17 protein-coding genes are annotated in these 20,319 nt (G+C 55.4%); 6 read left to right on the top strand and 11 right to left on the bottom strand.

Translation table 11 applies throughout. The features are described from left to right. Positions 1-42 precede the first annotated feature (42 nt). Genes tssI through ACQKP4_RS13035 form a run of 3 tightly spaced genes read left to right on the top strand, consistent with a single transcriptional unit; the run spans position 43 to position 5,475 of the window. Positions 43-2,118, top strand: coding sequence for a type VI secretion system tip protein TssI/VgrG (gene tssI / locus ACQKP4_RS13045; RefSeq protein WP_427633686.1), 2,076 nt, complete (start codon positions 43-45; stop codon positions 2,116-2,118). Between the two features lie 47 nt (positions 2,119-2,165). Beyond that, entirely contained in the window at positions 2,166-2,948 is a 783-nt protein-coding gene (locus ACQKP4_RS13040; RefSeq protein WP_427633684.1) for a DUF4123 domain-containing protein, read from the top strand. Positions 2,949-2,967: 19 nt separating this feature from the next. Further along, entirely contained in the window at positions 2,968-5,475 is a 2,508-nt protein-coding gene (locus tag ACQKP4_RS13035; RefSeq protein ID WP_427633682.1) for a LysM peptidoglycan-binding domain-containing protein, read from the top strand. Positions 5,476-5,515: 40 nt separating this feature from the next. Here the strand turns inward: ACQKP4_RS13035 and ACQKP4_RS13030 are convergent, their stop codons facing one another. The 6 genes from ACQKP4_RS13030 to fos all read right to left on the bottom strand — a co-directional run bounded on the left by ACQKP4_RS13030 (position 5,516) and on the right by fos (position 11,941). After that, positions 5,516-6,508 carry a formylglycine-generating enzyme family protein gene (locus tag ACQKP4_RS13030; protein WP_427633680.1) on the bottom strand — a complete coding sequence of 331 codons (993 nt, stop codon included), beginning with the start codon at positions 6,506-6,508 and terminating at the stop codon, positions 5,516-5,518. A 178-nt stretch (positions 6,509-6,686) separates the two neighbouring features. After that, complete coding sequence (locus tag ACQKP4_RS13025; protein WP_427633678.1) at positions 6,687-7,742, bottom strand: formylglycine-generating enzyme family protein; 1,056 nt, start codon at positions 7,740-7,742, stop codon at positions 6,687-6,689. Positions 7,743-7,901: 159 nt separating this feature from the next. Next, entirely contained in the window at positions 7,902-8,894 is a 993-nt protein-coding gene (locus ACQKP4_RS13020; protein WP_427633676.1) for a formylglycine-generating enzyme family protein, read from the bottom strand. A 301-nt stretch (positions 8,895-9,195) separates the two neighbouring features. After that, entirely contained in the window at positions 9,196-10,191 is a 996-nt protein-coding gene (locus ACQKP4_RS13015) for a formylglycine-generating enzyme family protein (RefSeq protein ID WP_427633674.1), read from the bottom strand. Between the two features lie 175 nt (positions 10,192-10,366). Next, complete coding sequence (locus ACQKP4_RS13010) at positions 10,367-11,359, bottom strand: formylglycine-generating enzyme family protein (RefSeq protein ID WP_427633672.1); 993 nt, start codon at positions 11,357-11,359, stop codon at positions 10,367-10,369. A 165-nt stretch (positions 11,360-11,524) separates the two neighbouring features. Further along, a complete protein-coding gene (fos, locus tag ACQKP4_RS13005) occupies positions 11,525-11,941 on the bottom strand; it encodes a fosfomycin resistance glutathione transferase (RefSeq protein WP_427633670.1) in 417 nt (138 codons plus the stop codon). A gap of 319 nt (positions 11,942-12,260) precedes the next feature. Between fos and ACQKP4_RS13000 the strand changes: the two genes are divergently transcribed. Then, positions 12,261-13,496, top strand: a complete 1,236-nt coding sequence (locus ACQKP4_RS13000) for an aminotransferase class I/II-fold pyridoxal phosphate-dependent enzyme (RefSeq protein WP_427633669.1) — start codon at positions 12,261-12,263, stop codon at positions 13,494-13,496. A 116-nt stretch (positions 13,497-13,612) separates the two neighbouring features. Here ACQKP4_RS13000 and yiaY read toward each other — a convergent pair whose 3' ends face one another. Then, a complete protein-coding gene (gene yiaY, locus ACQKP4_RS12995; RefSeq protein WP_427633667.1) occupies positions 13,613-14,761 on the bottom strand; it encodes an L-threonine dehydrogenase in 1,149 nt (382 codons plus the stop codon). 155 nt (positions 14,762-14,916) lie between these two features. Here yiaY and ACQKP4_RS12990 point away from each other — a divergent pair, with 155 nt between their 5' ends. Continuing rightward, the gene (locus tag ACQKP4_RS12990) at positions 14,917-15,936 is read left to right on the top strand and encodes a DUF4917 family protein (protein ID WP_427633665.1); all 1,020 of its coding nucleotides are present in this window, start codon (positions 14,917-14,919) and stop codon (positions 15,934-15,936) included. A 182-nt stretch (positions 15,937-16,118) separates the two neighbouring features. Here ACQKP4_RS12990 and ACQKP4_RS12985 read toward each other — a convergent pair whose 3' ends face one another. The 3 genes from ACQKP4_RS12985 to ACQKP4_RS12975 all read right to left on the bottom strand — a co-directional run bounded on the left by ACQKP4_RS12985 (position 16,119) and on the right by ACQKP4_RS12975 (position 17,530). Beyond that, on the bottom strand, positions 16,119-16,463 hold the full coding sequence (locus ACQKP4_RS12985; protein WP_427633664.1) for a YegP family protein: 345 nt from the start codon (positions 16,461-16,463) through the stop codon (positions 16,119-16,121). 166 nt (positions 16,464-16,629) lie between these two features. Next, entirely contained in the window at positions 16,630-16,935 is a 306-nt protein-coding gene (locus ACQKP4_RS12980; RefSeq protein ID WP_427633663.1) for a ribbon-helix-helix domain-containing protein, read from the bottom strand. 13 nt (positions 16,936-16,948) lie between these two features. Then, positions 16,949-17,530 (bottom strand): DJ-1/PfpI family protein, encoded by a 582-nt coding sequence (locus ACQKP4_RS12975; RefSeq protein ID WP_427633661.1) that lies wholly within the window; start codon positions 17,528-17,530, stop codon positions 16,949-16,951. Positions 17,531-17,818: 288 nt separating this feature from the next. Here ACQKP4_RS12975 and ACQKP4_RS12970 point away from each other — a divergent pair, with 288 nt between their 5' ends. Continuing rightward, positions 17,819-18,724 carry a DMT family transporter gene (locus ACQKP4_RS12970; protein WP_427633659.1) on the top strand — a complete coding sequence of 302 codons (906 nt, stop codon included), beginning with the start codon at positions 17,819-17,821 and terminating at the stop codon, positions 18,722-18,724. Positions 18,725-18,786: 62 nt separating this feature from the next. Here ACQKP4_RS12970 and ACQKP4_RS12965 read toward each other — a convergent pair whose 3' ends face one another. Beyond that, on the bottom strand, positions 18,787-20,001 hold the full coding sequence (locus ACQKP4_RS12965) for a class I SAM-dependent methyltransferase (RefSeq protein ID WP_427633657.1): 1,215 nt from the start codon (positions 19,999-20,001) through the stop codon (positions 18,787-18,789). Positions 20,002-20,319: the final 318 nt, after the last annotated feature.

Genomic DNA, 20,319 nt, shown 5'->3' with positions numbered 1-20,319 from the left:
CGGGCATTGGCGAACGCCGCAGCACTGCACGAGGAACAAGGGATGTTCGCGCCGGCCAATCAGACTCACTTTGCCCTGACCATCGAAGGCCTTTCCAGCGACTTTCAGGTGTTATCCCTGCAAGGTTGGGAAGCCATCAGCCAGCCTTTTGTGTTCGAGGTGGAACTGGTCAGTGAACAGCCGTCGCTGGACCTCGAAACCCTGCTGCACAAACCGGCCTTCTTGCAGCTTTCGCCAAACGGCAGCGGCATCCACGGCCAGATCTATCGCGCCGCCCAGGGTGAGTCCGGCAAACGCCTGACCCGCTACGCGGTGACCCTGCGCCCGCAACTGTCCTACCTGACGCACCGTATCAACCAGCGCATCTTCCAGAACCTGACCGTACCGAAAATCATCGGCTCGGTCCTCGAAGAGCATGGCATCCAAAGCAACGCCTACTCATTCAATGTCGGGGCGATTTATCCGGAGCGCATCTACTGCGTTCAATACGATGAATCGGACCTGCAATTCATCCAGCGCCTGTGCGAGGAAGAAGGTATTCACTACCACTTCCAGCACAGCGCCACGGCCCACAAGCTGGTGTTCGGCGATGACCAGACGGTGTTCCCGAAACTCGCGCCCGTGGCTTACCAGCAAGACTCCGGCATGGTCGCCAGCGACCCCGTGGTCAAGCGCTTCGACCTGCGCCTGGAAACCCGCACCAGCCGCACCACCCGCCGCGACTACGACTTCGAAAAACCACGCATCACCCTCGAAGCGGAACACCGTGGCGACGCCCTGCCCGACCTTGAAGACTACGACTACCCCGGCCGTTTCATCGACCGAGAGCGCGGCAAACACTTGGCCAAACGCAACCTCGAACGCCACCGCAGCGACTTTCAATTAGCGGAAGGCAAAAGCGACCAGCCGTTGCTGGTCAGCGGCCATTTCCTGGCCCTGACCCAACACCCGAAAGCCAAGTGGAACGACCTGTGGCTACTGACCGAGGTCCACCACGAAGGCAAACAGCCGCAAGTGCTGGAAGAGTCGATCACTAGTAGCACGACTAATCTCAAAGACGATTTCCACCAGGGTTATCGCAACCGCTTCCAGGCCACCCCGTGGGACGTGCCGAACCGCCCCGCGCTGACGCAAAAGAAGCCACGCATACTCGGCAGCCAAAGCGCCGTGGTCACCGGGCCCAAAGGTGAAGAAATCCACTGCGACCCATACGGTCGCGTCAAGGTCCAATTTCACTGGGATCGTGAAGGCCAGGCTGACGACAAAACCAGCTGCTGGTTGCGCGTCTCCTCCGCCTGGGCCGGCGCCCACTACGGCGGCATCGCCATCCCCCGCATCGGCATGGAAGTGCTCGTCACCTTCCTTGAAGGCGACCCCGACCAGCCATTGATCAGCGGCTGCCTGTACCACAAGGAAAACGTCGTCCCTTACGAGTTGCCGGCAAACAAGACCCGCAGCACCTTTAAAACCCTCAGCTCGCCCGGTGGCGGCGGCTTCAACGAACTGCGCATCGAAGACAAAAAAGGCCAGGAACAAATCTTCCTGCACGCCCAACGCGACTGGGACGAAAACGTCGAGCACGACCAGAAAATACGCGTCGGCAACGAACGCCACGACACCGTCGAACAAAACAGCTACAGCGAATTCAAGGCCGAAGAACACCACACCGTCTACGCCGACCGAAAAGTCGAAACCCGCGCCAACGACCACCTGACCGTCGGCGTCAATCAGCACGTCAAAATCGGCACCGGCCAATTCATCGAAGCCGGCCAGGAAATCCACCTGAGCAGCGGCATGAAAGTGGTGCTCGAAGCGGGCAGTGAATTGACCCTGATCGGTGGCGGCAGCTTCATCAAGATCGATGCCAGTGGCGTCACGTTGAGCGGGCCGGTGATCAACATGAACTCCGGGGGCGGTCCGGGCAGCGGGGCGGGGGCGGCGCCGTTGTTGCCGGGGGTGTTGAAGCAGGCGGATGCGGATAAGGCTGGGCAAGTAGTAGCGCCCTCACTCGGGTCATACAAGGCACAGGCAAAAACAGGGGTGTTGTTGCCGACGCCCTCATGCCACCTCGATGCCTCCGGCCATTGCCCCATTCACCAATCGAGCAAAACGGCATGATGGAGAGCATTTCCTCGCCGTTTGAACAACCGGCGGCACCGGGCACGATGTGCCTGATCCTCGACAGCAGTTTTGATGCGGATGTGCTGAAGCATCTTTTTCAGGGTGAAGAAGCGTCCCGCCCCCAGTGTATTCCGCTGTTTATCAACACCCCGTATGCCGAACTCCAACCGGCCGGACCTTACGTCGTCGTTTGCCCGACGAAAGGCCCCTCATTGGAATACGCGCGAGCGTTACTGGAACAATCCGACGCGGGATGCGTCGCCTGGCTGAACCACGAGCAACGTTTGGATAAGGGTGTTGAACACTGGCGTAGCTTGCTCACCGTACGCACCGATGACGAACTGCAACAAATGATGCGGTTTTTTGATCCGCGCTGGCTGGAACCCTTGCTGAACAGTCTGAATGCCGCCGACCGTGCCCAGTTTATCGGGCCATTCAACGGCTTGGCCTGGCGTAACGAAATGGGCTGGCGGTATTGCGCTCAAGCGCCAAACAGTCCTGCCACGGAACAGAAACCGCCGGCATGGCTGTACCTGAGCCCGGAGCACCAGGAATTGATTGAGCGAGGTCGATTGAGAGTGATTGCTGCGCGTTTCGCCGAAGACTATCGCGACGTGTTGCCGCTCGAAGACACGGTCGAGTTTGTGCATCGTCAATTACTGGCCGGACAGCAAGCGGGCTATGAACAAATGGCAGACCAGGAGCGCTGGCTGCGCCTCGCCGTGACCCGCGGTGATTCGTTTTGGGGGCGCTCACCGGACGTCGAACTTCTGGCTCGTAGCGACGTGGCGCTGGGTGAAAAATTGACCCAGCTGGAAAGCCTCTGAATTACAAGGACGATGAGCAATGAGCAGCACCTATACCGTTAAAAGTGGCGATACCCTCGGCAGCATTGCCAGCGCCAACAAGTGCTCGTCGGCAGACCTGCGGGCACTGAACCCGATCATTACCGACCCCAATCACATCAAGATCGGCTCGGTGTTGAAGGTGCCTGAGGCAAAAGTATTGCCGGCGCCCAAACATGCTGAAAATCAGAGCACCACGACGGTAAAGGGCGGCGCTGATTGCAAGGACGAACTGGTCGACGTGGTGCACATCACTGGCGAAGAACACTTCTATGTCTTGACGGAGAAAGAGTCAAAAGCACTCAAGACTCAGACAGACCTCGTCAAGACACTCATGGACGAATTGCACCAAAACCTGGCCAAAGCGACCGAAGCGAGCAAATGCGCCAAGACGAGCAACACTCAGGCCAGTTGTACGTGCACTCGTTGTGTCAAAGACGCGTGGAACCTCAAGGCTGAAGGCGCTGGACTGGTGCAGCGCTCAGAGCCACCGCCAGAGAAAAAGACTGCGCCAGTCATTACGCGCAAACAGGATTTGCAGGGACAACTGGCGACCGTGCAACAGGCGCGTGACTGGTACCAGCGGCATGAACCCAAGGCTGCATTTGAAGGCAATTACCTGGAGAGCAACTGGAGGCCGTTGCAAACCAAGAAAGTGGCTGAGCTGGATGCGGAAATTGGCTCATTGCGCACTCAGATTGCAGCTCAGGGCAAGGCGGAAGCCGGCGACAGCTCAACCAGTGCCAACAGCGCCGCACCGGACATCAAGCACGGCAAGGGGAAAACCACCGAAAGCCAAAAGGGTCGCCAGGTCAAAACGGGCATTACCGTCATCGAGGTCATCTCGTTCAGTGACCCGAGCCGCCGTCATTACATCCCGGCGAGCTACAGAGAACAGCTCGACTGGAGGGTGAAGGTCAGCACGAAGGTGATGCAGGGCAAGCCACTCGACAAGAACCTCGCCAAAGAACTATTCAAAGACATCAAGTCCGCCGTCAATGAAAGCCGTAAAACCAGCCCTCTGGGCAGTCTGGAAGCCAAGTTCACAAGCTGGACGAGCAAGGATGACAACCTGCTCAATGCGCTGCACAAGGAATGCTCCTGGACCTCCAATCAAGCAGACTCCGCTAAATACGCTGTGTCCGCCGAAGCTCACGCCTTCCGGTTTGCCGCCACTGCAAGCGCCGGCATCAACAGCTGGGAACCCGGCAAAGGCAACATTGAAGTGGGCGTCAAGGGCAGCGCAGCCATCTCGCTGGCGGAAGGTTCGGTCGCGCTCAAAAGCTTCTTCCCCGATCAGGGCGGTTATGTGGTGCGGATGCCTTACCGCAATGCCGAAGGCACGGAAGTGGTCAGCGACATCGGCATCTTCCGACTCGACGGCAAGGTCGAACTGTCATGTTTCTCCGGGGCGACGGCACAAGGTCAGGCCGGCGTTAAGGCCCAATACAAACCCAAGGAAGTCGAAGCTTCGGGGGCTACAGCACTGCTCAGTACGCCGAGCATGGCGGTGGACAAAAAGCGCGGCGGCAGCGTTGGCTTGAAGGGCAACGCCTTCGCCGGCGTGCAAGGTGGCGGCACCGTGACCGGCACGTTGAAGTGGCTTGATCCGGCCAAGCAAGGGGGCGGCAAGATTGTCGCGGGCCAGGCGAATGATAGTGGGAGCACGGATTGGGCGAGTTTGGTTGAGGTCAAGGCTGAGGGGAATGTGGCGCTTGGTATTGGGGCGAGTTTTGATTTCGGTATTGAAATCAACGCAGACCGTTTGGCAATCAACTGCAAGGCGAGCCTGGTATTTGGCCCGGGGGCCGGTGGTGGTTTTGGCACGGCAGTGGATCTAGAGCAGGTTGGGAATCTCGCCTTTATTTTTTGCAGTGCTTTGTCAAAAGCGGATTTTCATTACCAATTGGCGGTGACGGAAGAAGCCTTTAGCTATATGGCAAGTGGACTATTTCAAATTGCAACCCACCCAGGACAAGTAGTCGGTAAAGCATTTGCTACAAGTGCCGGGAACATGCGGCGCTGGTGGTCAAAGCGCGAGGCTACAAAGCAAGAGGCTCAAAATCTCGCGAAATATCTGCTAGCCAATCAATCGATAAACGTAAATGGGAAAATCATTCCGCTCAATATACTACCCCCTGAAACTATAGGTCCTATGCTGTACTTGCTAAGCGAGAGTTTTGTCGAAAGCTGGGCGGAAGACCAAGAAAAAGCTGTTGTTCTTCTGTTATCTCACTTACGCAGCTGGCGACATCTTATCGAAGTACTTGAACATTGCTCTGAACAAGGTAAAAAGGTTAGCGCCATGGACAGCCTAAATAGGTTAAATTCCTTGCTCGATGGTAACGAACAAAGAGAATTCAACCGCTTTATCGGAACTTTGGCAATCAATAGTGATTCATCAGCCCGACAAATGGGCATGCTTGCCTGGACTCCGGGTCTACCTTGGAGAAAAGAAACTACTCTAATCGCTGCAAGGCACAGCAGTCTATTCGATGGACTGGCCTAAGATAGTAACGATGGGCACCACTGGCGCCCAATTATATTTTTTACAATCTTCGCTCTGTTTGTATTGCGCAGCGAAAGCTTGTATCACCTAAATAGTCAGTCCCGACAGGATCTGCCGCCCATCTGCGCACCATGGGAGCGGCAGATAGTGAAGCGTCTAGGATAGTTGAACCACGTCGAATTTTTTTTGTACCAGATACTGGACCCTGCGGATTCTCCAACGGGGAGTTTTTATAATACTCTTTGTCATACCAGTCATTTACCCAATCGGTGGCATTACCTGAAAGTCCGTAAATACCCAGAGGATTTGGAGCAAAGCGGGTTATAGAAAAATTGTCTTGCTCATTCTCAACAGGGAAATTTTTTCCATACTTAAGGCTGCCGTTATCGGTAGGAAACAACAAATGTTGCCCTCGACTGCGGGCTGCATATTCCCACTGAGCCTCTGTCGGAAGATCTACCGAATAACCACTTAGACGAGCCACCCACTGGCAATAATCTTTAGCCTCTTGCCAGCTTTTCGTAGGTGCTGGCAGGTCAGGCTTATAAAGAAATTTTAGATCTTCACGCCCTCGCTCTTTAGCATCAAATATTGGCCTCCCCTCTGCTCCGAAATAGATATCAAAGTCGCCAAGCGTCGTTTGATATCTAGAAATATAGTAACTGCTTAGTTTTACGGGATGCACAAAGTCATCGTCACCGTTTGAACTAATATTACAAAGCTGCTCAGGATCTTGCCCGCAAGGCCAAGTACACACATCCTTTTCGTCGTACTCACAAACCCAACCGAAGTCACCCATATCAAACTGGCCGCCTTCGACAAATACCATATTATCGATGGACTGCACGACCGTATTAAGCACCTTGCCACGGAGTTCGCTGGAAAGATCGGGGTATTTATTGTCAATGGTGGCTGCAATCGCAGCGACTTTTTCGGGCGTGAGGCTCTTACTGCTCGGCAAAGGGCCGGTTTCCGCCTCGCAACCAACCAAGAACATCATTGCTGGCAGGGCAAGTACAAACTGACGTAGCACTGGCAATATCCTTATAAAATTCGACAAAGGCCGTACATTAACATCCTCCGCTTGCATAACAAAGCCTCAGACAGAGTCCATTGGCTTTTTTGATGATGCATCGGCGCTTTGGAAGATCGAAAAATAAAAGATAATAAATCTGCCTCTTTTTATTCCCTTCTGTTTTGTTTGTTTTTAGCTAACTAAAAAGCTTGCCCGACTGAACAGCGCAGCGAAAGCCAATTCCCGGATAGTGTGCATCTTTTGACGGAGCATCCGCCCAGCGCCTAACAACTGGAGCTGCACCTATGGGCCCCTCTGGATAACTTGACCCGCGCCTGACCCTTTGAGTACCAGATTCAGGTCCCGGTGGATTATCCACTGGAGACTGCCGGTAATAATCCTTTCCATACCAGTCGTTAACCCAATCTGTGGCATTCCCAGACAAATTGTAAATGCCTAGCGGATTGGGAAGAAAACTATCAACAGCAAATGTATTATTTCCTCCACTCTTCGAAGGAAAATTGCGCCCAAAGTTCAAACTACCATTATCTGTAGGATAGAGTACATGTTGGCCACGACTACGGGCCGCATATTCCCATTGCGCTTCTGTTGGCAAATCAACCGGGTATCCACTCAACTGGCCTATCCATAGACAATAATCTTTCGCTTCTTGCCAGCTCTTCGTGGGGGCAGGAAGATTGGGGGCAAAGAGAAACTTTAGATCTTCGCGCTCTCTATCCTCAGAATCAAACATCGGCTGCCCTAACACAGCAAAATACAAATCAAAATCACCCAGCCTGGTCTGATACTTGGAAAGATAGTAACTACTCAGTTTCACTGCATGTACGAAATCGTCATTCCCATCTCGGCTTATATTACAAAGCTGCTCAGGATCTTGCCCGCAAGGCCAGGTACACACATCCTTTTCATCGAACTCACAAATCCAGCCGAAGTCGCCCATATCAAACTGGCCGCCTTCGACAAATACCATATTGTCGATTGACTGCACGACTGCATTAAGCACCTTGCCATGGAGTTCGCTGGAAAGATCGGGGTATTTTTTGTCAATGGTGGCCGCAATCTCAGCGACTTTTTTGGGTGTGACGCTCTTGCTGCTTGGCAAAGGGCGGGATTCCGCCTCGCAACCACCCAAGAGCATCATGACTGACAGGACAAATACGAACTGACATAGCACTGGCAACATCCTTATAAAATTCGATAAAGACCGTACATCAACATCCGCCGCTTGCATAACAAAGCCTGAAGTAGAGCCCATTGGTTTTTTTGATGATGGCTCGGCAGTTTGGAAGATCGAAAAATAAAAGATAATAAATCCGTCCCTTTTTTAGTCCTAAGACCACGTTGAATCGGGGAAGTAGGGGCGCCATCGGAGCCCCTTTCATTGCTTCGTTTACAGCGTTTTATCCGATTGAATAGCGCAGCGAAAGCCAGTGCCTGGATAATATGCGTCTTTAACAGGCTTATCAGCCCAGCGTCTTACAATGGAGGCAGCTGATAGAGGTGCTTCAGGATAATTCGAACCGCGCTTGACTTTCTCTTTACCCTCCATCGGCCCTTGCGGATTATCCACAGGTGAATGTTGATAATAATTTTTTTCATACCAATCGTTGACCCAATCAGTGGCATTACCTGACATATTGTAAATCCCTAGCGGATTTGGATTAAAACGATTGACCGCAAACGTCTTGCCTTCACCCTCTACTGGAAAATTTTTACCATAGTTTAAGCTACCGTTATCTGTCGGAAACAATACATGTAAACCACGACTGCGCGCGGCGTACTCCCATTGCGCCTCCGTCGGCAAATCTACCGCATAGCCACTAAGTTGACCAACCCAGCCACAATAATCTTTAGCCTCCTGCCATGTTTTAGTGAATGCAGGCAAACTCGCGTTATATCGAAACTGTAAGTCCTCGCGCTTACGCTTCTCAAGATCAAACAATGGCTTTCCGGTTGCAGTGAAAAAAAGATCAAAATCCCCTAAAGATGTTTGAAATTTCGAAAAATAGTAGCTACTTAATTTTACGGAATGAACAAAATCATCATTACCATCTGGGCTTATATTACAAAGCTGCGCAGGATCTATCCCACAAGGCCACGCACACACATCCTTTTCGTCATACTCACAAACCCAGCCGAAGTCGCCCATATCAAACTGGCCGCCTTCGACAAAAACCATATTGTCGATGGACTGCACGACCGTATTAAGCACTTGGCCGCGGAGTTCGCTAGAAAGATCGGGGTATTTTTTGTCAATGGTGGCCGCAATCGCAGCGACTTTTTCGGGTGCGAGGCTCTTGCTGCTTGGCAAAGATCCGGATTCCGCTTCGCAGCCCACCAACATCATGATAGCTGGCAGGGCAATTATGAACTGACGTAGCACTGGCAATATCCTTATAAAATTCGACAAAGACCGTACATCAACATCCTTCGCCTGCATAACAAAACCTGAGGTAGAGCCCATCGGTTTTTTTGATGATGGTTCGGCGGTTTGGAAGATCGAAAAACAAGATAATAAATCCGTCCCTTTTTAGTCCTTAATGCGGTCGGAAGGGATACTTGCGAGAAACCCTGGTCTTCCATGCAGTACGCTAATGTCTTAATTTTTCTGAAAACCGGAGTAGTTTATTTGGCGATTTTGCTTAATAAGTGTCACTAGTAGACGCCCCTGCGATTACGCTGCTTTAAAGCGGCTGATCCGACTGAATAGAGCATCGGAAGCTGTTACCTTGATAGTGACCATCTTGAATTGGTTCTTCAGCCCAACGTCGGACTATAGGGGCGGCAAACAAAGGTGCCTCCGAATAATTTGATCCCCTTTTTATTCTTTTAGTACCGTTATCTGGTCCTTTCGGATTTTCTAAGGGAGAGTTCTGATAATAATCTTTGCCATACCAATCGTTGACCCAATCAGTAGCATTGCCTGACATATCGTAAAGACCCAAAGGGTTGGGAGTGAAACGTTTTACAGCAAAAGTGGCTGTTTCTGACTCCATTGGAAAATTTTTCCCATAACTTAGACTCCCCGTATCGGTCGGAAACAGCACATGTTCGCCTCGACTGCGGGCGGCATACTCCCATTGAGCCTCAGTGGGAAGGTCCACGGGGTAACCACTTAGTTGTCCAATCCACTGGCAGTAATCTTTGGCCTCCTGCCAGCTTTGAGTGGGAGCAGGTAGCGCTGAATTATAAAGTTTGTCTTTCAGATCTTCTCTATTTCGATATTCAGTGTCGAATAGAGGTTTTCCGTTCGCGACAAAAAAAAGATCGAACTGCTCTAGCGTCGCCTGAAGTTTCGATAGGTAGTAACTACTCAGCTTTACCGGGTGTACAAAATCATCATCACCATCAGGACTAATGTTGCACATTTGCTCAGGATCTTGCCCGCAAGGCCAAGTACATACATCCTTTTCGTCGTATTCACAAACCCAGCCGAAGTCGCCCATATCAAACTGCCCGCCTTCGACAAACACCATATTATCGATGGACTGCACGACCGTATTAAGCACCTTGCCACGGAGTTCACTGCGAAGATCGGGGTACTTTTTGTCAATGGTCGCGGCGATAGCAGCGACTTTCTCGGGCGCAAGTCTCTTGCTACTTGGCAAGGAGCCGTATTCTGCCTCACAACCAACCGATAACATCATGGCTGGCAGGGTAAGTACGAACTGACGCAGCACTGGCAATATCCTTATAACATGCGACAAAGACCGAACATTAACATCCTCTGCCCGCATAACAAAGCCCGAGGAGGACCTCTCAGCTTTTTTGATGAGCGCTCGGCGGTTTCCAAGACCGACAAGTGAAGGAGTATAAATCAGCCCCCTTTTGTCGTTCAAAAATAGCCTGCTCCAGTTATAGGGATCGATCTGATTGAATAGCACAGCGAAAACTAGTGCCACCTGAATGGCGACTGTGGACGGGGTTCACTGCCCAGCGACGGACTATGGGAGCTGCAGATAGTGGACTTTCCAATACCGTTGATCCCCGTCTAATTTTTTCCGTCCCGAAATTTGGCCCTTGCGGATCGTCCAGAGGGGAATTTTTATAATAATCCGTGCCATACCAGTCGTTCACCCAATCAGTTGAATTCCCTGAGAGACCGTAAATACCTAATGGATTAGGAGCAAATCGACCGACAGGAAAGTTATTTTCCTCGTCATCAATCGGGAAGTTTTTACCATAAAGAAGACTTCCATTATTGGTAGGAAAAAGTAGATGCTGGCCACGACTACGGGCTGCATATTCCCACTGAGCCTCAGTAGGCAAGTCCACTGCGTAACCACTCAGTTTGCCAACCCATTTGCAATAATCTTTAGCTTCTTCCCAGCTTTGGGTTGGGGCAGGCAAGTCTGGCTGATAGCGAAACTGCAAGTCTTTTCGTTTTCGATATTGCTCATCAAACAGAGGCTTGTCATTCGCAACAAAGAACAAATCAAAGTCAGCTAACGTCGTCTGAAATTTTGATAAGTAATAGCCGCTCAACTTCACGGAGTGTACAAAATCATCATTACTATCTGAACTAATATTACAAAGCTGCTCCGGCTCTTCCCCACAAGGCCAGGCACACACATCCTTTTCGTCATACTCACAAACCCAGCCGAAGTCGCCCATATCAAACTGCCCGCCTTCGACAAAAACCATATTGTCGATGGACTGCACGACTGTATTAAGTACCTTGCCACGGAGTTCGCTGGAAAGATCGGGGTATTTCTTGTCAATGGTGGCCGCAATCGCAGCTACTTTTTCGGGCGTGAGGCTCTTGCTGCTTGGCAAAGATCCGGATTCCGCTTCGCAGCCCACCAAGAACATGATGGCTGGCAGGGCAAGTACGAACTGACGTAGCACTGAAAATATCCTTATAAGATGCACGAAGACCGAACCTTAACATTCTCTATCCGCACAACAGAATCCGAGTAAACCTTTGAATAATCCAAGACTATGTTGCCGCCCCATGCTCTGTCACTTCCGCGCAATAAATAATCCAAATCCATACCGCAAATAACATTCGATCTACCTCCCGCCAAAGAACTCCATCCCCGCATAAGGCTGCTCCCGACAAGTGGCCAACCGCGACGCCAGATCGCCAACGTGGGCTTCAAGTTTGTGACCGTCCGGGTCGAGGAAGTAGCAGGATTCGCCTTCGCTGCGGTTATCGCGCCACTGCGCTACATCGGCAGATTGCAGGCGCGCGACGAAGATCGGGAATGCCGAAGCGTCGACGCTGAACGCGTAATGGGTGTAATCGGCAGCGGGTTCGGGCTTGCGCGACGGGTCAAGGGACAGGCACAACCAGAAGCCCGGCAGCGAGAGGTAGGCGCCGGTGTCCCAGGTCGCTTCGAGGCGCAGTTGTAAGAGGTCGTGGTAGAACATGACGCTGCGGTTCAGGTCAGTGACGGCGAGTGTCAGGTGGTTGAGTCCGGTCAGCAATGCAATTAACCCCAGAAAATAGTGGTGGCGCGTTTGTCGACTATCCCTTGCGCCATCTGCCTGTTCAACCCGCTCAACACCTGCCCCCTCTCGCCGCTTGCGACAGGAATAGGAAACCAATGCGGCAGACTGATTGCGGTTCGGCTAAGTCCGCAGGATAGTCCGGTTTTGCCCGACACCCTCACCGCCATCGCCCTACACATAAATGGCTTGTAACACTCAACCGAACCGGAATCGGCCGATTCAGCGTCAGCGTCACACTCTGTAAAGTCTGGAAACACACAAGGACGGCAACATCACTCAAGGACAGGCACCTCAAATGGACCAGACAGCGCACGCGGTAAACGCTTTCACCAATTATCGAAAACTGATCTCCCTGGCCAATCACGACTGGGAGACCGCCGAAGCCGGGAAAGTCGCAGGGCTCAATGTCGACATCAGAAGCAGCAATCGCATGGTCGACCAGTTCGGGCGGGCGTTTCATCACTTCTGCACCACCTCTTACCTGGGCCTGGACCACCACCCCGATCTGCTCGAAGGCGCCATGACCACGTTGTGGGAAACCGGCACCCTGCGCATCGCCAATTCAAGGAATCGCTGCAAACTGGCGATCCTCGAACAGTACGAAAACGAACTGTCGCAGTTGTTCGGCACGACGTGCCTCAGCACCTTGTCCTGTAGCGCGGCGAGTGCCGGGATTCTGCCGTTGCTGGCAAGCGGCGTATTCACCGAAAGCCGCCCTCCGGTCATGGTGTTTGACCGGTTGGCGCACTATTCGATGAGTTACCTCAAAGCCGCTTGCGCGGACGAAACGCGGGTCGTGACCAGTGCGCACAACGACATGGATTTTCTGGAAACCCAATGCCAGCAAAACGCCAGGGTCGCCTACATAGCCGACGGCGCCTACAGCATGGGCGGGGTCGCCGACCTGAATAGCCTGTTGTACTTGAAGGACCGCTACGGGCTGTTCCTCTACCTTGACGATTCCCACGCGCTGTCCGCCGTCGGCACACTCGGCGCGGGGCTGGTGCGGCCCAGGTTGCAGGCTCTCGACGATGACGTACTGATCGTCGCCTCACTGGCCAAGTCGTTTGGCGCCAGCGGCGGGCTGGTGATGCTGGGCAATCAGCGGCAAAAGAAGCTGATCGAGCGTTACGGCGGCCCCAGCAACTGGTCGCAAAGCCTGAACAGCGCCGCCATTGGCGCGGGGCGTGCCTCCATTCAATTGCACCGCACACCGGCATTCGCGGCATTGCAGGAAAAACTTCAGGTTAATCTCCGGCTCTTTGACAGCCTGATTCACACCGGCCAACACGGCAGTAACATGGCCATCCGGCTGATTCATTGTGGCGAAGCAGCGTTGGCCAACCGCATTGCCAGCGGTTTGGCCAACCTGGGTTTCTTCACCTCGGCGGTGTTTTTCCCCGTGGTGCCACAAGGCAAAGCAGCCATCAGGATTACCTTGCGGGCCGATATGGAGCCAGCGCTGATCCGCCACTTTTGTGATCGGGTCACCGAGCTATTACATGAGTACGCCAGGGTCGCCGGCCACTGAAAACAGGGAAACCCCATGCAGAGCCGCACCACCCTCCTCGTCACTTGCAGCACGGTTTTTCTTGCGCAGTTAGACATGATGCTCTGCGTGATGCGCGCGCCCGGACGCAAGCGCGCTTAGAAGGCGCTGCGGAAAATCTCTTCGATCTGGCGCTGATCCGCCGCCCGTGGGTTGGTCAGGCCACAAGCGTCTTTCAAGGCATTGGTGGCGAGGGTCGGGATGTCGTTGAGCCTGGCGCCCAGTTGACGCAAACCGGCAGGGATTTCCACATCCCGGGCCAGACTGCGGATCGCCGCAATCGCCGCCTGTGCGCCCTCTTCCGGGCTGAAACCGCGGATGTCGGCGCCCATCGCATGCGCCACGTCGGTCAAACGAGCGGCGCACACCAAGGCGTTGAAACTCTGTACGTGGGGCAGCAACACCGCGTTGCACACGCCATGTGGCAAGTCGTAGAAACCGCCCAACTGGTGCGCCATGGCATGCACAAAACCCAGCGAGGCATTGTTGAACGCCATGCCCGCCAGGAACTGCGCGTACGCCATGTTTTCACGCGCGACCAGATCGCTGCCGTCGCGCACGGCCAGGCGCAGGTTGTTGCTGATCAAGGTGATCGCCTTCAACGCGCAGGCATCGGTGATCGGGTTGGCGGCCGTGGACACGTAGGCTTCGATGGCGTGGGTCAGCGCGTCCATGCCTGTGGCGGCGGTCAGGCTTTTGGGCATGGCGACCATCAGCGCCGGGTCGTTGACCGATAGCAGTGGCGTGACGTTGCGGTCGACGATGGCCATTTTCACGTGGCGCAGTTCGTCGGTGATGATGCAGAAACGGGTCATTTCGCTGGCGGTGCCGGCGGTGGTATTGATCGCAATCAGTGGCAGCTGCGGTTTGCTCGATTGATCGACACCTTCGTAATCGCTGATCTGCCCGCCGTTGGTCGCGCACAAGGCGATACCTTTGGCGCAGTCATGGGGCGAGCCGCCGCCCAGCGACACCACGAAATCACAGCGACTTTCCTTGAGCAGGCCCAAACCCAGTTCGACGTTGGCGATGCTCGGGTTCGCCCTGGCGCCGTCGAAAATCACCGAGTCGATGTCCTGCAGCGCCAGTTTCCCGGCAATCATGCTGGCCACGCCGGCTTTGGCCAGCCCCGTGTCGGTGACGATCAACGCCTTGCGAAAACCGTACTTGCGAATCGCGTCCATGGCTTCGTCGAGGCAACCGTTGCCCATGATGTTCACGGCCGGAATGAAAAACGTGCTGCTCATGAGCGAATCTCCTGACTGAAGCCGAACCGGCGGTGCCGATCAACGGACAGTCACAGGATCGCCCCATCGATCACGCCGGATGTTGATCTGGCTCAACGCCCGGTCGTGATAAAGTCGCCGCCCATCCGACCTTTTGCTTCGAGACGACCACCGCAATGACCGATTTCCAGAATGTTGATGCCCAACTTGAAGACTGGAACGCCTTGCGCGCCACCGCCTCGTTCAGCGGCTTGCTGGTCGGCAACGGTGCCAGCCGCGCCGTGTGGGACGATTTCGGCTATGACTCGCTGTTCGAAAACGCCCGCACGGTCGAAGAGAAACCCCTGAGTCAGTCCGAGCTGAGCGTGTTCGACGCGATGCAGACCCGCAGCTTCGAGCAGGTGCTGAGCGCGCTGAAAATCACCAGCCGGGTGAACAAGGCACTGGCCGTCAGCTCCGCCGCGCCGCGCAATCGCTACTACGCGATCAAGGAAGCGCTGATCAACACCGTGCACGCGGTGCACATTCCGTGGCGGCTGGTAGTGCCCGCGACGCTGGCGACCATCGCCCAGGAACTGGGCAACCATCGAACGGTGTTCACCACCAACTATGACTTGCTTAACTACTGGGCGATTCAGCACCAGCCAGACGCGATCACCGACCTGTTCCACGGCGCTGAACCGGGCTTTGACTTGAGCGCCACCGCGACCGATAAAACCCGCCTGCTGTACCTGCACGGCGGTCTGCATCTGGTGCGCAATCAGGACGGCACGGCGCGCAAACTGATGTCGACCGAGGGCACGTTGCTCGGCAGTTTCGCGATCAACAACACGATCAAGACGCTGGACGACGTACCACTCTTCGTCAACGAAGGGCCGAGCGCCGACAAGCTCAAGACCATTCGCAGTTCGGATTATCTGTCGTTCTGTTATGACCAGTTGCTGGGCCACGGCGACGGCTTGTGCATCTTTGGCCATGCGCTGGGTGAGCAGGACAGCCACATCGTTCATGCGTTGCGCCAGGCGAAACCGAAGGTGGTGGCGATCTCGATCAATCCGCGCAGCAAGGCGTTCATCCAGCATCAGAAGCGGCATTACGCGAAGGTGTTCGAGGGGACCGGGAGCGAGTTGCGGTTTTTTGACTCGAAGACGCACGCGCTGGGCAGCCCGAAGCTGACCGTGCCCGTCGAGGTTTAGTAGCGACTCGGCTGTCGCCCTCGTCAGAACGCCGTCTGGAGCGAGCGTGCTCCCACCATTGGAAGGCGTTCTCCTGGGGGAGCGAGCTTGCTCGCGATGGCGGAGTGTCCGTCGAGGTCAACGTTGAATGAAACAGCGCCTTCGCGAGCACGCTCGCTCCCACAAAAGATTTGTATTGAAGCTCAAAGCACCGGCAAGGTCTTGTCCTTGATCACCGTCGTCGGTCCGTTGGCCTTCACGCTGGCAATGCCTTTCTCCCGCGCGGCCTCAGACGAATACGCCTCGCTGCTGCCGACGATTTCGTGATTACCGGCCTTGAGATTGAAGTAAGGATGACCATCCTTGGTGGTCTTTTTTTCGTAGCGTTCGTCCAGCGGGCTATTCTTCTGCACAGCGGCAATGCCGTTATCGGCCGCGCTGCGGGTGGTGTAGTGCTCGCTGGCCAGAATGGTTTCGGCATTGGCGGCCTTCAGCACAAACCGAAACTGGCCGTTGCTGGTTTTGCTCACTTCGTACCATCCGGACATGCTCGTTCTCCTTGGCAATTGAGAGGGTTCGCGCCAAAGAGTAAAGACCACCTCAGGATTGTTGTCGCCTGGGCCGTCCCATCGCGAGCAAGCCCGCTTGCACAGGTGCCTCGCTGAACCTGTGGGAGCGGGCTTGCTCGCGAAGGAGACGACCCGGATTTGCGCCCTACTTCGCAGCCGTGCGTACCACCGACAATTCCGGCGCCGCCACCCGCCGCTGTGCCAGATAGCGCATGCAACTCACGCGCAAGAACGACGCGAAATTCACCACCTCCCCGCGATAGTCCATCACCTCCTCGTACAGCTTGGCGATCAACTGGTTGGTGCTCATGCCATCGACTTCCGCGATGTCGCTGAGGATGTCCCAGAACTGATTTTCCAGGCGCAACGTGGTGACCACCCCGCAGATGCGCAGTGAGCGGGAGCGCGATTCGTAGAGAATCGGATCGGCTTTGACGTAGAGCTCGCACATGGCGACGTCCTCGTTACAGAGTGATTCTGGTGCCCAGCAACCCGAGGAAACCGGCCAGCCATTTTGGGTGCGCCGGCCAGGCAGGCGCAGTGGCCAGATTGCCTTGAACGTGACCGTCGGTCACCGGGATATCGATGAACGTACCGCCGGCCAGGCGAACTTCCGGGGCACAGGCGGGATAAGCACTGCACTCGCGACCTTCAAGAATGCCGGCCGCCGCGAGCAATTGCGCACCGTGGCACACGGCAGCGATCGGCTTGCCAGCCTTGTCGAAGGCGCGCACCAGCGCCAGCACTTTCTCGTTCAGGCGCAAGTATTCCGGCGCACGACCGCCGGGGATCAGCAGCGCGTCGTAGTCGGCTTCGGCGACCTTGGCGAAATCAAAGTTCAGCGCAAACAGGTGGCCGGGTTTTTCGCTGTAGGTCTGGTCGCCCTCGAAGTCGTGGATCGCCGTGCGCACGGTCTGGCCGGCGGCTTTGTCCGGACAAACGGCGTGCACCGTGTGACCGACCATCAGCAGCGCCTGGAACGGCACCATCACTTCGTAGTCTTCGACGTAATCGCCGACCAGCATCAGGATTTTCTTGGCAGCCATGAAGAGGACTCCTCTGGGGGATGAGTATTGAAGGTAGTCCTTATCCACAGGGGTGGGTAATAACCGGTTACTACCTGATGGACCGCGTTATCGTTCTTCGCGAGCAAGCCCGCTCCCACAATTGACCGCATTCTGATGGGCGACTCGGTCCACTGTGGGAGCGGGCTTGCTCGCGAAGGCGTCCTGAAACTGTACGGATAACTCTGCGCCTAGCTGTAACACCGCAGACCGCGCGGTTTATGGCTAGATGAAGGCACTTCCCGCCACTCTGAATTCTGGTTACCCCTCATGTCCTCGCGCGAAAACACCGGCATGGCCCTCGGCCTGTTGGGCGTTGTGATCTTCAGCCTCACCCTGCCCTTCACACGGATCGTCGTGCAGGAAATCCACCCGCTGCTCAACGGCCTCGGTCGGGCGTTGTTCGCGGCGGTGCCGGCGGCGTTGCTGTTGCTGTGGCGGCGGGAGAAATGGCCCTCCTGGAAGCAGATCAAAGGCCTGACGCTGGTGATCGCCGGGGTCATTCTTGGCTTCCCGGTGCTATCGGCCTGGGCCATGCAAACCTTGCCGGCGTCCCACGGTGCATTGGTCAACGGCCTGCAACCGCTGTGCGTCGCGCTGTACGCCGCGTGGTTGTCCCACGAGCGACCGTCGAAAGCCTTCTGGGCGTGCGCGGCGCTGGGCAGTGCGTTGGTGCTCGGTTATGCGTTGATCAGCGGCGCCGGCAGTATTCAGGCCGGTGATTTGCTGATGCTCGGCGCGATTGCCGTGGGCGGGCTGGGTTACGCCGAGGGCGGCCGGTTGGCCAAGGAAATGGGCGGTTGGCAAGTGATCTGCTGGGCGCTGGTACTGTCGACGCCGCTGCTGATTGGACCGGTGGCGTATCTGGCGCTGCAACACCAGGGCGAGATTTCGGCCAAGACCTGGTGGGCGTTTGGCTACGTCTCGCTGTTTTCGCAGTTCCTGGGGTTTTTTGCCTGGTACGCCGGGTTGGCGATGGGCGGGATTGCGCGGGTCAGTCAGATCCAGTTGCTGCAGATCTTCTTCACCATCGCATTCTCGGCGTTGTTCTTCGGTGAACACATCGAGCCGATCACCTGGCTGTTTGCCGCCGGGGTGATCGTGACCGTGATGCTGGGCCGCAAGACCGCGGTCAAACCTGCTGTGGGAGCGAGTCTGCTCGCGAAGGGGCCGTAACAGTCAACATAGATGTTGAATGTCGGTCCGCCATCGCGAGCAAGCTCGCTCCCACAGGGGAATCAGAGCAGGCCGTCAGCGCGCAGCAGGGTTTCGAGGCAGTGTTCGGTTATCTGATAGAACGCTTTCAGTTCCTGAATCTTCACCAGCAACTGAGCCGGGTCCACAGGCTCGGCGCGTTTGACCGCCAGGATCATCTTGTTCTTGTTGGTGTGGTCCAGTGAGATGAACTCGAACACCTTGGTTTCATAACCGCAGGCTTCGAGGAACAGCGCACGCAAACTGTCGGTGACCATTTCCGCCTGCTGGCCCAGGTGCAAACCGTATTGCAGCATCGGCTTGAGCAGCGCCGGGCTCTGGATTTGCAGGCGGATCTGTTTGTGGCAGCACGGCGAGCACATGATGATCGAGGCGCCGGAGCGGATGCCGGTGTGAATCGCGTAGTCGGTGGCGATGTCGCAGGCGTGCAGCGCGATCATCACGTCCAGCTCGCTCGGCGCGACGCTGCGCACATCACCGCATTTGAACACCAGCCCCGGATGCTCAAGCTTCGCGGCGGCGGTGTTGCACAGGTTGACCATTTCTTCGCGCAGCTCGACGCCGGTGACCACACCTTCGGCGTTCAGGGTATTGCGCAGGTAATCGTGAATCGCAAACGTCAGGTAACCCTTGCCCGAGCCGAAATCCGCCACTTGCACCGGTTTGTCCAGCGCCAGCGGCGAGGTGGTGAGTGCATGGCTGAACACTTCGATGAACTTGTTGATCTGCTTCCACTTGCGCGACATCGCCGGGATCAGCTCGTGCTTGCTGTTGGTCACCCCCAGGTCGGCGAGGAACGGTCGATTCAGGTCGAGGAAGCGGTTTTTCTCGCGGTTGTGCTCGGCGGACGGCACTTCGCGCAATTGTTGAGGTTTGCTCCTGAACAGCGAAGACTTGCCCTTTTTGCTGTATTCGAGCTGGGCTTCGTCCGTCAGCGACAGTAAATGCGCGTTTTTGAACGAGGCTGGTAACAGCGCAGCGATGTTGGCCACGCCCTCTTCCAGCGGCAGGTTTTTAGTGATGTCGCGGGTTTTATAGCGATAGACGAAGGACAGGCAAGGCTGATCCTTGACCGTCAGTTGCTTGATGATCAACCGCTGTAAATCGACCTCGGCGCCGACGTACTTGGCCAGCACCAGTTTGATGAAGGCGTTGGCGTCGAGGCTGGTTTGCAGCAGGTCGATGAACTGGGCGTGATGATCCGGCGCGAGGCTGGCGGGAGTGGCGGTGACAGACATGGAAAAAACGGCCTCGGGCGGAGCGAATCGGGGAATGGCGGGTATTTTAGGGGGGATGGCCGTTCGGGACACGCAGTTATTTACCGAACGGCACGAATCCTGGGGCAAATGAGGTCCACTGTGGTTAAGGGTTTGACAGTGCCGAGGGGGCTTTTGTGGTGAGAGGTTTTTGTGGTGAGGGGGCTTTTGTGGCGAGGGGGCTTGCCCCCGTTGGGTCGCGCAGTGAACTGGTCAAGTAATCTTGGACACCGATTAAGGTTTCACGCCGCCAACTTCTCCCTGGCGACTGGTGACCGATAGTCGTTGTAGCTATGCGGC

This window comes from Pseudomonas sp. NPDC086278 (assembly GCF_050280905.1).
Taxonomy (GTDB): domain Bacteria; phylum Pseudomonadota; class Gammaproteobacteria; order Pseudomonadales; family Pseudomonadaceae; genus Aquipseudomonas.
Note: the sequence above shows the minus strand (reverse complement) of the source record. Positions and strands in the feature narration are given on the sequence as shown.